Here is a 13,227-nt window from a genome sequence, read left to right on the forward strand (position 1 = left end):
GTCCCTTACGTACGGCGAATACCGATGCTGGCGTGCACGCCTTCTGGCTTGCCCAAGGTCGCATGCGCTTGTGCAACGTCCTTCACCCGCGCCAGCACGTCATCGGGCATCGGTGCCACGCGGGGGCCTGATTGGTCCACATGCAACGTCATCGTTTCGCCCGTCGCCGCCAGCCAGCCGTCAGCATGGCGCAGCTCCTGAAAGGAATGCAGCCGCTTTGCATCAAAATCCACAAGGTGGTAGCTGACAATCACAGGATCATTCACATGCAATTCGCGGATGTAGCGGACATGGAACTCGGCCGCATAGGTCGTGTTGCCGGTGCGTGACTGATAATCCGGGCCGAACCCAAAATGTTCGAACATCTGGTCCGCGCCCATGTCGAACAGCACGCCGTAATAGGCCATGTTCAGGTGGCCATTGAAGTCGATCCACTCGGGTTTGACCGTCATCACGGTCGATTGAAACGGGGCTTGCATGTGACCTCCTGCTGGCGCGTCCCACCGGATTGCATGCGCGGGCAGGGGTGGTAAAGCTGAAAACCATTGTTTGAATGGATATGCCATGACCGACACCGTGCGCGCCCAGTACGAGGCGTTTCCCTACCCCGAGCGTAAACCCACGGACGAACGCAAACGGCTGATCACCGGGTCGCCGTCGTTGCCGGTTGAAATGGACCACTGGCTCTGGGGCGGGGCACGGGACTGGTCGCAGCGCCTCAAGGCGCTGGTCGCCGGCGGCGGGACAGGCGATGCCCTGATCCAGCTGGCGCAGAAGCTGACGGATGCAGGCCGGTCCTATGACATCACCTATCTAGATCTGTCACAGGCCTCGCGTCGGATTGCTGAGAAGCGGGCAGAGGTGCGTAAACTTAGCGGTATCACTTTTGTGACTGGGTCACTGCTTGATGCAGGCGACTATGGTCCCTTCGATTACATCGATTGCTGCGGTGTGTTGCATCACCTGTCGGATCCGCAGGCGGGGTTCGATGCGCTTGCGGGTGCGCTTAAACCGGATGGCGGCATTGGCCTCATGGTCTATGCCCCTCACGGGCGGTCTGGCGTTTACCCGCTGCAAGACGCCTTTAACACACTGCTCCACAACCTGCCGCCCGAGAAACAACTGAAGGCCGCCAAGCGCGTCTTTGACCGTCTGCCGGAGGCGCACCCGTTCAAGCGCAATCAACGCCTTGTGGATCACAAGAATGGAGACGCGGGATTCTATGACCTGCTGCTGCACAGTCAGGATCGACCCTTCACGATCACGGCGCTGATCGAGGCGTTGAACGCCGCCGGGTTGGACTATGCGGGCGCGCCCGAAGCGATGCTCTATGACCCCGCACCGTTGCTGGATGATCCAAGCGGTCTTGACCCGGTCGCAGACATGCAATTGGCCGAGGACCTGCGCGGCACGTTCAAGACCCACATCGCCTATGCCCGTCCCAAGGGACAGGTGATCGCGCCACCATTGGGTCGGCCTGACGCGGTGCCGCTCTTGCGCGACATGGATGCCGCCGCACTGGCCAGCCATCTGGCAAAGGGGCAGGGGCTGACCATCGACACTGCGGGGACATCATTTCATTTCGGCATCCCGGCACAGGCCGCGCCGCTGGTTGCGCGGGTGGATGGGCATCGGCCTGTGGCAGATATCGCGCCGTCGGAAATGGACCTGCGCCACTGGGCGGCGGTCGAGGCGGCGCTCTGCCCGTCGGGGCTGATGCACTATTCCCACCTGTTGGTCGGACAAGGCTGAATCGGGCACGCTAGCCAACAACACGCAATGGTGGAACCCTCCGTTTGGGGGGATTGTCGAATGGTACGCAGGCGTTAAATCTCGATCGTATTTTTTGTTATCTTTGAAAGGTTTGAATAGATGCGATTGAGAATTGTGTTTGGTTTTGTGGTTGTGCTTCTGGGATTGGGGACGGCCGTATCTGCCCAAAACAGTGTCGACTTGCGATCACAGCAGACAGGCATTCGGAATCAAGGAAACCAGAATACATGTACCCATTTTGCGGCCATCGCCGCAATCGAGGCCGCGTATCTACGGCGCGGTATCCGCGTTGATCTGTCCGAAAGCTTTGCGCGGAGCGCGATCAAGACGATGTGGCTGACGCGGTGGACCAATGTCGCGGCAGGGACCGCCGCCCAAACCGAGAACCAATTGGCCTATGCGGGCGGGGGCACTGCCACCGAAACGCTCAAACTGTTGTCGAGTGGTATCAAGGTGCCAACAGAACGCGATTGGCCCTATCGCGACCGCTATACGGTAAATGACGACCCCCGGGTCGCCAACCGCTGGAATGCACCGTTTTGGCAAAGCCAGCGCACGATGAACAATTTCAACCTGACCAGCGGTATCTGGCCGCGCGAAGCGCTGGAAGCGCCGCGTTACTATGCTGGAACGGGGTACACTGACATCAGTTTTACAAACGGCGTCAATGCTGCCATCCGCCAGATCGAGGGGCGGCTTGCCCAAAACCGAGAGGTGACAGGCGGGTTCACCAACGGCAACGGTGTGATCCGGACGGCAGGGTCGCGCGATACGATCCTGGTAGATGATTGCCCAGGCGGATGTCCTCCTGCCGGTCATGCCATGTTGCTTGTCGGCTATGACAAGACAGACCCGAACCCTGCCAACCACTACTTCATCGCCAAGAACAGTTGGGGGGTATCGAACGGTGCCACCCGGTCCGACGGGTTTACCTATCTCACCTACGCGTTCATGCGGGGCAATCTGGTCAATGCTGGTTACATCACCGGGGTCGTCGAACCGAAACCGTGGCGCGAGGCGGCTTTTGTTGGCCGTTGGAACATCATCTTTGATGGGCATCGCGGCGTGATTGACATCAACAAGGTTCCGGGTGTGATGACCAGCATCACCAAATCCCGTGACGACCTGCAGGATCGGCGCATCGGGACATACTTTGACGCCACCGGCACGGCATACCGGGTGAACGGCGCGATTTCCGGTAATCGTATCCGCTTCTACATCGACAAGAACAATCCGAATGCGCGCTATGATACGCTCACGGGCCGAACGTTCGACTACACCCTGACCGAGGATGCGAGCTTTGCCAGTGGTCAGCATCGTGACACGGACGGGAAAGTCTATGGCGGGTACATGTGGCGTGACGATGTGGATGCACCACAGGCTCCGGCACGCGTGTCCGGCATCGACTGGCAACGCGCGCAGGGCACATGGGACGTCCACACCGGGGCCGACGGCCCGGTCAGCACGGTTGAGTTGCGATATGACCCGGCACAAGGGCAGCCGCGCATTCTTGAGGGCGGTGTGCTCTACGATACGACGATGCCGCGTGTCCGGAACCAGCGATCATTTGTCTTCGCGCGCGGACAGCGCGAGATTGGCATGTTCCACGCCATGAGCTGGGATGCCAATCGTGCAGTCGGGCGTATCGCCTACGGTCCTGCGGCCACGCTGGTGCCAGCCGTTTTTATAAAACGCTAAGTATGGGCGCGGGCGAGCCAGTGACCGCCCGCGTGCATTACCCCTGAAGCTTCTTGGCGACGATTTCGTTCACCGCCTTGGGGTTGGCCTTGCCGCCCGTGGCCTTCATCACCTGACCCACGAACCAGCCCGCCAGTTTTGGGTTCGCCTTGGCCTTTTCGACCTGCGCGGGGTTGGCGGCAATCACCTCGTCCACGGCGGCTTCGATGGCACCTGTGTCTGTCACCTGTTTCATGCCGCGGGCCTCGACGACCTCAGCCGGGTCACCGCCCTCGGTATAGATAATCTCAAAGAGATCCTTGCCGATCTTGCCCGAGATGTCGCCCTTGCCGATCAGGTCGATGATGCCACCCAACTGGGCCGGGGACACAGGGCTGTCGGTGATGCCCTTGTCATCGTCTCGCTTCAGGCGGCCGAACAACTCGTTGATCGTCCAGTTCGCGGCTTGCTTGCCATCGCGACCCTCGGCCACTGCCTCGAAGTAGGCCGCCGTATCCACATCTGCGGTCAAGACGGACGCGTCATAGTCGGTCAGTCCAAAATCCCCGATGAACCGGGTCTTCTTGGCATCCGGCAGCTCGGGCAGCGACGCCGCAATGTCATCCACCCATGCCTGCTCGATCTCAAGCGGCAGCAGATCGGGATCGGGGAAATAGCGGTAGTCATGCGCCTCTTCCTTCGACCGCATCGACCGTGTTTCGCCCTTGTCCGGGTCATAAAGGCGTGTTTCCTGATCAACGGAGCCACCGGCCTCGACAATCGCAATCTGACGCCGCGCCTCGACCTCGATCGCCTGCTGAATAAAGCGCATCGAGTTCATGTTCTTGATCTCGCAGCGCGTGCCCAGATGCGAAAAATCCTGCGTTTCCTGATATTTCTCGTACTGACCGGGCCGACAGATCGAAACGTTCACATCCGCGCGCAGGTTGCCGTTCTGCATGTTGCCATCACATGTGCCCAAGTAACGCATGATTTGACGCAGCTTCACGATGTAGGCGGCAGCCTCTTCCGGGCCACGAATGTCGGGGCGGCTGACGATTTCCATCAGGCAAACGCCCGTACGGTTCAGGTCCACGAAGGACATGTTCGGATCCATGTCGTGGATCGACTTGCCTGCGTCCTGTTCCATGTGGATACGTTCGATCCGCACCATGCGCGCGGTGCCGTCACCCAGTTCGACCAGCACCTCACCCTCGCCCACGATGGGATGATAAAGCTGCGAAATCTGGTAGCCCTGCGGCAGGTCCGGGTAAAAATAGTTCTTCCGGTCAAAAGCAGAGTTCAGGTTGATCTCGGCCTTGAGACCCAACCCGGTGCGCACCGCCTGTTCCACGCAATATTCGTTGATGACGGGCAACATGCCGGGCATGGCCGCGTCCACGAAGGCAACGTTTGAGTTGGGTTCGGCGCCGAACTTGGTCGAGGCACCTGAAAACAGCTTGGCGTTGGATGACACCTGTGCATGCACCTCCATCCCGATCACCAGTTCCCAATCGTGCTTGGCACCGGAAATCACTTTGGGTTTGGGAAGGTCATAGGTCAGGTCAAGCATGGTCTCACCGATCTGCATCAAGGGGCTATCGCGCGGTGTAATGCGCTGCTGCAGCGCTCGCAAGAGGGCGCGACGATGCGGCGTCTTTGCAGAAGGGGCGTATCATGCAAGCTGGCGCCATGAAGATCGATGAAATCCCGGTGCCGCAGGGCACGTTGATCGCGCCCTACGCTGAAAAAGAGGCGCACTATACCGATTGCTTTGAGACACCGGTTTCAGCGCCGGTGTCACTGGAGACGTTTGTATACGCCTTCTACACCCAACCCTTGTTCAAGGCAGAACGGGTGGTTCTGCGTTTGCTAGCGCAGCAGGCGTCAACAGATGCCGAGGCAGAGGCGCTTGCCAAGGGAACGACAGACCGGTTCGCGGTGTGGCAGGTCGAAGGCCGCACTCCGGCCGAGATTCTGATGGCGGACCGGGCAGGGCGCACGATGTCCTGGCTGATGGTGACAGAGGATCACCTGCGGTTCGGATCCATCGTGGTCCCGCAGCGCACCAAGTCTGGCAAACTGACCCTTGGCCCGGTGTTTCACAGCCTGATCGGCGCGCACAAAGTCTACTCTCGCGCACTTCTGTCAGGCGCGGCACGCCGGGTTTAGAAGGACTGAAGCTCGGGGCCGTGGTCAGTGAAAACCACGTTTTTGCCCGATACCAATTCGCGGCGAAACAACTGGGTCAGATAGCGCAAGGCATCGGCGTGGCCTGACGCGGCAAACCGGTCTGCACAGCGCACGCGCAACCCGTTGTCAAACCCGCGGGCGGCGTGGGCCCAGACCATCGGGTGCACTTCGGTCAGATGCTCGCGCACAACCTCGTCGGCGGCCGCGGCTATCTGAATGCGGATATAATCCGTTTCGTCATCCCCCGTGGGTGCTGCACCCATCGTATTGGCGCAATAGGCCGCAATCAGGTTGACCGTATGCTGATCAGGGCTGTGTTTCAGAATGTCATTCAGACCATCCAGAAAGAAATCCAGATCAAGCCGTGCACAGGCTTCGCTGTCTTGGGCGATTGCATCGAACATCACCCAAGCGTAGGCGCCGGACCCCCACAAATCAAAACTGTGACCGGCGGCGCGGCGGGCTTCGACGTCCAGACGCGCGTATGAACCTCTCCAGCGTGGCAGCAAATGGGTGCCCATCGCCCGAAAGGCGCGCGGGTTCTTTGGATCCAGATCAATCCAGGTCTCGTAGTTGGACACGACCCTTGACGTCGCGCCGCCCTGTCCGGTGATCAAGGCACAATGCGCCGCAGCAAGCAGGGGCGAAGCATGTTCTCTCGCGTCGAAATCCATCAGGATGTCGGCTGCCCTGTCAAAATGGGCGGCAAACGCCTCGCGATTGCGTTCAGGCACTTCAACGTCCCAGCCCGTACCGCGCCAGGCCCACCCCAGATCCATGTGTGTTTGCGCCACGATGGTTGCGATGACTGGGTTTGCAGAGTGCTCTGCCAGAACCCTCTCCAGCGCCTCGATGCCAGCCAAAAGGGGCGCACCCGGATCGGGGCGACCGGAAATCAGGGCATGTTCGGCCGCGCTCACCACGTCCGCGCGCGCACCAAAGGCCAATAGATCTGCAACAGGCGTGCCGCCCAGTGTCTTTTGCCTGGCTTTGTCGGTTCGGGTGATTTCGGCTGTCAGCCGGGACCATTCGTCAAGGCGAGCCAATTTCAACCCGCGCGCCTGATGGGTGTCGCGAGCGCGTTCTTCGGCCGTCGGATTGGGGCAGGGGATCGACAGTTTTCCAGCGGGTGTTTCGGCTTGGCAGGGTGAAAGCGGGTCGGATACATCGGGCGCCTCGCGTCCCATCTGCAGAACGCCATCCGAGGCCATGGTGAAATGTGGCGTCGCAAACATGTTGCGAATATGCGCCCATGGCGCCCTGAGGCGTTCTGCAAAAGCCATAGTTACCTGTCCGCTACTCGTTACAGCATCAAACTTGCCCGAAAAATGGGTCACAAAAGGGGCGAGGCCGGGACAAGTTCGGGCCTTGTATGCAGCCATTTTTGGCAAACTCGCGCGCTGGTTTTATCAATGCACCGCATGCGTGCAGATTGTTGCCAACGCGGCCACAGACCGCGGATTTCAGCCTGTGCGCCGGGTGGACAGAGTCGGCAGGAAACGCGCATATTTGCCGTCATGTCCGGTCTGCGCATACTGCTTGTCCTCGCCACCGCCCTGTTGATGCCGAATCTTTTAGAGGGGCAAAACAGCGATCCCTATGGCGGGCTGCGCCCGCCCGCGCGAACGGGCGACGTACCACGGACCCGATGGACGCATCAGCCGGGTTATGTTCTTTGGAACCGCGCCGCGCTGTCCGCGCTCAAGGGGCATGGCAAACCGCTGGTGGACCTAGTGCCTTCAGACATCAAGGATTGGTGTCCGCGCTATCCCGTTGCCAATGATGATGACCGCCGTGCGTTCTGGCTTGGTTTCATGTCGGCCTTGGCCAAGTATGAAAGCACCTACAAACCGCGTGCCGTCGGAGGCGGCGGGAAATGGTACGGGCTTTTGCAGATATTGCCTGCAACAGCACGCGGCTATGGCTGCAATGTAGGGACGGGTGAGGCGCTAAAAAACGGGGCTGCGAACCTCAGTTGCGCCGTGCGGATCATGGCCACGACCGTCCCGCGGGACGGGGTGATCTATGGGCGTGGCGGCAAGGGCGTGGCCGCCGATTGGGGGCCGATGAGATCTTCGTCCAAACGTGCCGACATGGCCGGTTGGCTCAAGCGTCAAAGCTATTGCGCGCCCTTGGATACGGTCCGTCCGGTGTCCAGACCTGCTCTGACGGTGGTGACCGACTAAGCGGCGCGCCCTGTCGGGCGCACACGATGTTTTGCAGCCCCCTCCGGCGGCTGTTTTGGTGCGAGGCTCTGCCTCGCGCTCCGTGGTATTTTCAGTCAGAAGAAGCCTGGGTCAGTGTTGATGCGATGTGATCCCAGACTTGTGGGTAGGTGAGCAGGATCAGGTGGCCGTGCCCATTGATGAAGGTGGCGCGCGCATCGGGCAGCGTGTCGACGAAGCGTTGCGTCGGGCGCGGTGGAAAGACCGGGTCGACGGCCCCGTGGTAAAAAGAGATATCCGCCCCTGCCAATGCTTCGGGATCGGGGTTCGTCCAGCGCCGCAAGTCACGGGTGTGACGGCGATAAAGCCCGTTTTCAGGCAACTCGATTCGCTCGTCATTGGCGGCAACCAATGCGTCCGCAGCCTCAACCGTTTCCGGGCGCGTATCGACATCGGGACCATAGGCGAGGCGGCGATAGTATTCGAGCCACACCTTGCGCGGGTTCAGGCTGCGGGCGCGGGCCGCTGCTGCGGCAGTTCCAGCCGCGCCGCGCAGCCCTGCCAGCACGGGTTGGGGTGCGGGCAGGGCAGTCGAGATGCCGATGACATGCACTTCGACATCCGGAGAGGCTGCGCGAATGTCCTTGGCCGCTTCCAGCGCGATCACCGCACCTGTGGAATGGCCGATCAGGTCGATGCGTTTCAGATCATAGGTTCGGACAAGGCGCGCAATCCGTGCCGCGGCGCGGTCTAGCACGATACTTTCCTCTGCAGGACGGCCGTCAAACCCTGGCAGGCGGAAATAGGCGACGGCCCGGTCCCTGGTTTCCAATTCATCGATGGGGCGCAACACGCGGATCGACGTCATTGCGCCGGGGATACCAATCACGACGCTATCTGCCTGTGCCAGCGCCCTTGCATCATAGAGCAATGGGTCAGTGGGAGGGCTGGCTTCCTGTACCGCGCAGGCGGACAGCCAGAGGCTTGCGGCGAGGGCGCAGAACCACCTCATCCCAGCAGCGAGAAATGGTGCCGTTTCACGGTGATCCCCCGGTCTGTTAGCACGGTTTCGAATGTGTCTGCAGGCGGGGTCGCTTCCAGTGGGACGCGCACCTTGCGTCCCGAGGTCAGCACTGCACTGGTCCGCACCGAGAAATCGAGGCGGGTGTCGAGGCGGATATGGTCGATCTTGTCCCATGCAATCTCTCCGGTGCGGCGTCCCGCAAACCAGCTCAGCCCATCTGACGCCAAAGCGATGCCTGCGCTGCGCCCGGAGACCAGATCATAAAGCGCGGGCGCCGTGCACAGCGCGATCAGCGCCATTAGGATCAGCGACGCGTCAAGCAATGCGATGGCCGCAAGGATCAAGGACCATACGACCACCAGCGCAACCAGCGTCCGCCGGTTGCGCCCGGTTGTTTCGTACCGGTATGGCGTCATCGCCCGCCGGTCACATCAAGGGTCGAGCCGGTGACATAACTTGCCCCGTCCGAGGCGAGCCATAGGATCGCCTTGGCCACTTCTTCGGCCGATCCTTCGCGGCGCATGGGCACCATGTGGGCCAGTTTCTGTGCGCGCCCAGGCTGGCCGCCCTTGGCGTGGATCTCTGTGTCGATCAATCCGGGACGCACGGACATGACGCGAATGCCATCTGGCGCCACTTCGTCTGATAACCCCTTGGTAAAGGTGTCGATGGCGGCCTTGGAGGCGGCATAGTCGATGTATTGATTGCCCGAGCCCAACCGGGCTGCGGCAGAGGAAACGTTAATGATCGCGCCGCCGCTGCCCTGCGCCTGCATACGTATCACAGCCTCCTTTGCGACCAGCATCGCGCCGATCACGTTGACATTCATCATACGTGTCAGGCGGGCATGGTCGATATCGGTCAACGTGGCGGACTGATCTACGATGCCTGCGTTGTTGATCAGCACGTCGACACGGCCAAAGGCATCGTCGGCGGCCTGGTAGATGCGGGCGATGTCCTCGGGCTCTGCCACGTCGCCCTGCACGGTGATGGCCGTGCCGCCAGCCGCTTCAACGGCAGCCTTTGCAGCATTCGCGCCACCCAGATCGGACCGGTAGGCCAGAACGAAATCATAGTCTGCAGCACCAAGCCGGACACATGCGGCACCAATACCGGCGGACGCGCCAGTGATCAGGCAGACAGGGCGTTTGGACATGGAATAACCTTTCGAATTCAATCAGTTCAGGGGTGTGTCGGACACGAAACTGGTGCCGGGACCGTAGATGTGGAACCCATCCAGATCACCCTTCCCAACCTTTGCACCGGCCATCCGTACGGTGGCATAGGCAAGGGTCAGATGAAACTGGGCGTTGGGCAGGGCATAGAGCAAAGCATAATCGCGGCCCGATTGGGTCAGGGTTGCCTCTCCGGCAATATGAGAAATCTCACGCTCCTCGGTGCCGTCGAACGCGCTTCTGTCCAGCTGATCCAGAAGGAAACGCATGTCGTGGGCCAGCGCGAGGATTGCGCCCGGATCGGTGTCCATCGGCATCTCGGGCACCTCATCGCCCATCAGGGGCATCACCGTGCGCGCGACATAGCCCAAGGCCACGCAGAAATGCTCGGACGCGGAAAAGCTGTCGGGGGCCAGCCGTGCCTCAAGCTGCACCGGATCGTCAAGGCAGGACAGCAGGCGCTGCACCGCATCGGTGAGCCGCTTCAAAGGGGGGATCGTTACGTCGTATATGTCCATTGTCGGCTCGGTTATAGTGTAAGGACCGGGGGCTCTGCCCCCGGACCCCCGAAGTTTACTTGGCAAGATGAAGGCGGATCAGCCCTCGCGAATACGTGTAATCATCTCGGTTGTGTCGCGGCTCAGGTTCGGGGTCGAGGCGATGCGCTCCAACTCCTTGCCGATCATCGACTGGCGGATCGCGTCGTAGCGGCGCCATGTCTGGAAGGCGGAACACATGCGCGCGGTGGTTTGTGGGTTCACCGGATCAAGCTTGATCAGCCAGTCCGCCAGCAGGGTGTAGCCCGATCCGTCCTTGGCATGGAAACCGGCGTGATGCGCCGCAAAAGTGCCCAAGGTTGCGCGGAACCGGTTGGGGTTCTTCCAATTGAAATCTGCGTGCTTGGTCAGTGCTTTGGCCGTGTCGGCAGCATCATCCGGCTTGGCCTCCATCACCTGCAATCCGAACCATTTGTCCATCACCAGGCGGTCATGCTTCCACTGCGCCTCGAACTGGGCCAGGGCCGCATCGCCGCGGCCCGCGCGGATCAGGTAGGCAAGGGCCGCCAATTGCTGGGTCATGTTGGTGGCGCCGTCGAACTGTGCCTGTGCCATGTCCCCGCCATCAAGCCGTGTGAGCAGAGACAGCGCCGCGTTCCCCAATGCGCGCTGCCCCGATTGCTCTGCGTCCGGGGCATATGGGCCGTGCACCTGATGGCGTGTGTACAGGTCGGGAAGGGCGTTCGACGCGCGTTGTGCCAGCGCCTGTCGGTGGCTTTCGCACGCATCCCAGATCGCGTCCGGGTCCGGCGTTGTGCCGTTGGCATGCAGGTCGGCGGCCAATTGCGACTGACCGGGCAGGGCCAGGCAATAGGCGCGGTAGGCGGGGTCGAGCGTGTCGTCGATCAGCAGGCCCGCCACCCCGTCGAGCCATTTGGCGTCGGGCGCGCTGCCTTTTGTCACCGCACTGATCAGGGATGCTTTGCCAAGGTTGCGCGCGGCTTCCCAGCGGTTGAACGGGTCGGTGTCATGGGCCAGCAGGAATGCGTGGTCGGGGGTATGCTCCAATACGATGGGCGCCGAAAATCCGCGCAAGATCGATGGCACTGGTTTGGCACCCAACCCCGGAAAGCTGAAGCTTTGGCTGTCTTTGGTCAGTTCCAGCACCTGGGTTGGCAAAACCTCGTCCCCGTTTGGACCTAACAGGCCGACAGCAATCGGGATCACCTGCGCCTGCGGTTCCGGAGTTGCGGCAGAGGGTGGAGTGAGTTGCTCGAATGTCAGCGTATATGTGCCATTGTCAAAGCTGTCCGTGACGGCGACCCGTGGCGTGCCGGCTTGTGAATACCAACGTTTGAACTGCGTCAGGTCACGGCCCGTGGCATCCTCGAAAACCTTGAGCCAGTCTTCGATCGTGGCCGCGTCGCCGTCGTGACGGTCAAAGTAGAGGTCGAGCGCTTTGCTATATCCCTCATCGCCCACCAGCGTCTTGAGCATGCGGATCACCTCCGCCCCTTTCTCATAGACTGTGGCGGTATAGAAGTTATTGATTTCCTGAAAGCTTTCGGGGCGCACCGGGTGGGCGAGTGGCCCCTGATCCTCGGGGAACTGGCGCGCGCGCAAATCGATTACATCGCTGATGCGTTTTACCGGTTCCGACCGCATGTCGGCGGTGAACTGGCTGTCGCGGAAAACGGTGAGTCCTTCTTTCAGACACAGCTGGAACCAATCCCGGCAGGTGATGCGGTTGCCGGTCCAGTTGTGGAAGTATTCATGGGCGATGATCGCCTCGATCCGTTCGAAATTGGTGTCGGTCGATGTTTCGGGTGAGGCCAGAACGGCCGAGGCGTTGAATATGTTCAGCCCCTTGTTCTCCATCGCGCCCATGTTGAAATCGTCCACCGCCACGATGTTGAAGACATCAAGGTCATAGGCACGGCCATAGACATCCTCGTCCCATTTCATCGAATCCTTCAGTGCCTGCATGCCAAAAGCACATTTGCCCTCATCCCCGGGCCGGACGTAAAGGGCCAGGTCCACCTTGCGCCCCTCCATGGTGGTGAAGCTGTCGCGATGGGCGACCAGCTCTCCGGCCACCAGTGCAAAGAGGTACGCGGGCTTGGGCCATGGATCGTGCCATTCGGCCCAACCGTCACCAGACGCCACCGGATTGCCGTTTGACAGCAGCACAGGGTGCGGTCCGTTGACCCGAACCGAGAAGGTCGACATCACGTCGGGCCGGTCGGGGTAATAGGTGATCTTGCGGAACCCTTCGGCCTCGCATTGCGTGCAATACATCCCGTTCGACAGGTACAGCCCTTCAAGCGCCGTGTTGGACGCAGGATCGATCTGCACCTCCGCCTCCCATGTAAAGGGCACGTTGGGCACGTCGCAGGTCAGCCCTTCGTCTGTGAGCTTCGGTTTGACCGCCTCTCCGTCGATCTTTGCCGCGATCAGCGACAGGTTTTTGCCATGCAGGAAAAACGTCTTGTCGGTGGCGTCGGGGTTTGGCGAGAACTTGATGCGCGATGTGACCCGCGTGGCTGAGGGCGCCAGATCGAAGGTCAGATGCACCTCATCCACAACGTAGCCGAAGGGGGTGTAGTCCTTGAGGTAGATCGTCTGTGGGGATGCGTCGCGCATGGGGTCGCCTTTGTGGTCCAGGGTTGCGCGGACGGTAGGCCGATGGCGCGGCAGCGGCAAGAGTGTCGCGGGTGGGTTGG

The 13,227-nt window shown here is 60.9% G+C and carries 12 protein-coding genes; 4 read left to right on the top strand and 8 right to left on the bottom strand.

The features are described from left to right. Positions 1-5: 5 nt before the first annotated feature. A complete protein-coding gene (locus tag Q1A51_RS08005) occupies positions 6-479 on the bottom strand; it encodes a thioesterase family protein (RefSeq protein ID WP_299597634.1) in 474 nt (157 codons plus the stop codon). Between the two features lie 85 nt (positions 480-564). On the opposite strand from Q1A51_RS08005, the gene Q1A51_RS08010 reads away from it, so the two are divergent. Both Q1A51_RS08010 and Q1A51_RS08015 read left to right on the top strand, forming a co-directional pair. Next, positions 565-1,752 carry a class I SAM-dependent methyltransferase gene (locus Q1A51_RS08010; protein WP_299597631.1) on the top strand — a complete coding sequence of 396 codons (1,188 nt, stop codon included), beginning with the start codon at positions 565-567 and terminating at the stop codon, positions 1,750-1,752. Positions 1,753-1,872: 120 nt separating this feature from the next. Then, positions 1,873-3,471, top strand: a complete 1,599-nt coding sequence (locus tag Q1A51_RS08015) for a C1 family peptidase (RefSeq protein ID WP_299597628.1) — start codon at positions 1,873-1,875, stop codon at positions 3,469-3,471. A gap of 37 nt (positions 3,472-3,508) precedes the next feature. Here Q1A51_RS08015 and gatB read toward each other — a convergent pair whose 3' ends face one another. Next, entirely contained in the window at positions 3,509-5,023 is a 1,515-nt protein-coding gene (gene gatB, locus Q1A51_RS08020) for an Asp-tRNA(Asn)/Glu-tRNA(Gln) amidotransferase subunit GatB (protein WP_299599647.1), read from the bottom strand. A 119-nt stretch (positions 5,024-5,142) separates the two neighbouring features. Here gatB and Q1A51_RS08025 point away from each other — a divergent pair, with 119 nt between their 5' ends. Continuing rightward, on the top strand, positions 5,143-5,622 hold the full coding sequence (locus tag Q1A51_RS08025; protein ID WP_299597625.1) for a hypothetical protein: 480 nt from the start codon (positions 5,143-5,145) through the stop codon (positions 5,620-5,622). Here the strand turns inward: Q1A51_RS08025 and Q1A51_RS08030 are convergent. Continuing rightward, complete coding sequence (locus tag Q1A51_RS08030; RefSeq protein WP_299597622.1) at positions 5,619-6,926, bottom strand: hypothetical protein; 1,308 nt, start codon at positions 6,924-6,926, stop codon at positions 5,619-5,621. The two genes, Q1A51_RS08025 and Q1A51_RS08030, sit on opposite strands and share 4 nt — an antisense overlap. A 279-nt stretch (positions 6,927-7,205) precedes the next feature. Between Q1A51_RS08030 and Q1A51_RS08035 the strand changes: the two genes are divergently transcribed. Then, positions 7,206-7,829 carry a transglycosylase SLT domain-containing protein gene (locus tag Q1A51_RS08035; RefSeq protein WP_299597619.1) on the top strand — a complete coding sequence of 208 codons (624 nt, stop codon included), beginning with the start codon at positions 7,206-7,208 and terminating at the stop codon, positions 7,827-7,829. 91 nt (positions 7,830-7,920) lie between these two features. Here the strand turns inward: Q1A51_RS08035 and Q1A51_RS08040 are convergent, their stop codons facing one another. The 5 genes from Q1A51_RS08040 to pepN all read right to left on the bottom strand — a co-directional run bounded on the left by Q1A51_RS08040 (position 7,921) and on the right by pepN (position 13,147). Continuing rightward, positions 7,921-8,820, bottom strand: coding sequence for an alpha/beta hydrolase (locus Q1A51_RS08040; protein WP_299597615.1), 900 nt, complete (start codon positions 8,818-8,820; stop codon positions 7,921-7,923). Further along, a complete protein-coding gene (locus Q1A51_RS08045) occupies positions 8,817-9,248 on the bottom strand; it encodes a hypothetical protein (RefSeq protein ID WP_299200726.1) in 432 nt (143 codons plus the stop codon). The genes Q1A51_RS08040 and Q1A51_RS08045 overlap by 4 nt, the downstream gene beginning before the upstream one ends. Further along, entirely contained in the window at positions 9,245-9,988 is a 744-nt protein-coding gene (locus tag Q1A51_RS08050; protein ID WP_299200724.1) for an SDR family oxidoreductase, read from the bottom strand. The genes Q1A51_RS08045 and Q1A51_RS08050 overlap by 4 nt, the downstream gene beginning before the upstream one ends. A 21-nt stretch (positions 9,989-10,009) precedes the next feature. Then, complete coding sequence (locus Q1A51_RS08055; protein WP_299597610.1) at positions 10,010-10,525, bottom strand: DUF1993 family protein; 516 nt, start codon at positions 10,523-10,525, stop codon at positions 10,010-10,012. Positions 10,526-10,603: 78 nt separating this feature from the next. Then, on the bottom strand, positions 10,604-13,147 hold the full coding sequence (pepN, locus tag Q1A51_RS08060) for an aminopeptidase N (protein WP_299597608.1): 2,544 nt from the start codon (positions 13,145-13,147) through the stop codon (positions 10,604-10,606). Positions 13,148-13,227: the final 80 nt, after the last annotated feature.

This window comes from uncultured Tateyamaria sp. (assembly GCF_947496075.1).
Classification (GTDB): domain Bacteria; phylum Pseudomonadota; class Alphaproteobacteria; order Rhodobacterales; family Rhodobacteraceae; genus Tateyamaria.

Excerpts from the sequence above, each read along its gene's own strand:
- Q1A51_RS08040 (WP_299597615.1), bottom strand. The coding sequence starts at position 8,820 with ATGAGGTGGTTCTGCGCCCTCGCCGCAAGCCTCTGGCTGTCCGCCTGC.
- Q1A51_RS08030 (WP_299597622.1), bottom strand. The coding sequence starts at position 6,926 with ATGGCTTTTGCAGAACGCCTCAGGGCGCCATGGGCGCATATTCGCAAC.
- Q1A51_RS08025 (WP_299597625.1), top strand. The coding sequence starts at position 5,143 with ATGAAGATCGATGAAATCCCGGTGCCGCAGGGCACGTTGATCGCGCCC.
- Q1A51_RS08010 (WP_299597631.1), top strand. The coding sequence starts at position 565 with ATGACCGACACCGTGCGCGCCCAGTACGAGGCGTTTCCCTACCCCGAG.
- gatB (WP_299599647.1), bottom strand. The coding sequence starts at position 5,023 with ATGCTTGACCTGACCTATGACCTTCCCAAACCCAAAGTGATTTCCGGT.
- Q1A51_RS08050 (WP_299200724.1), bottom strand. The coding sequence starts at position 9,988 with ATGTCCAAACGCCCTGTCTGCCTGATCACTGGCGCGTCCGCCGGTATT.
- Q1A51_RS08035 (WP_299597619.1), top strand. The coding sequence starts at position 7,206 with ATGCCGAATCTTTTAGAGGGGCAAAACAGCGATCCCTATGGCGGGCTG.
- Q1A51_RS08045 (WP_299200726.1), bottom strand. The coding sequence starts at position 9,248 with ATGACGCCATACCGGTACGAAACAACCGGGCGCAACCGGCGGACGCTG.
- Q1A51_RS08055 (WP_299597610.1), bottom strand. The coding sequence starts at position 10,525 with ATGGACATATACGACGTAACGATCCCCCCTTTGAAGCGGCTCACCGAT.
- Q1A51_RS08015 (WP_299597628.1), top strand. The coding sequence starts at position 1,873 with ATGCGATTGAGAATTGTGTTTGGTTTTGTGGTTGTGCTTCTGGGATTG.
- pepN (WP_299597608.1), bottom strand. The coding sequence starts at position 13,147 with ATGCGCGACGCATCCCCACAGACGATCTACCTCAAGGACTACACCCCC.
- Q1A51_RS08005 (WP_299597634.1), bottom strand. The coding sequence starts at position 479 with ATGCAAGCCCCGTTTCAATCGACCGTGATGACGGTCAAACCCGAGTGG.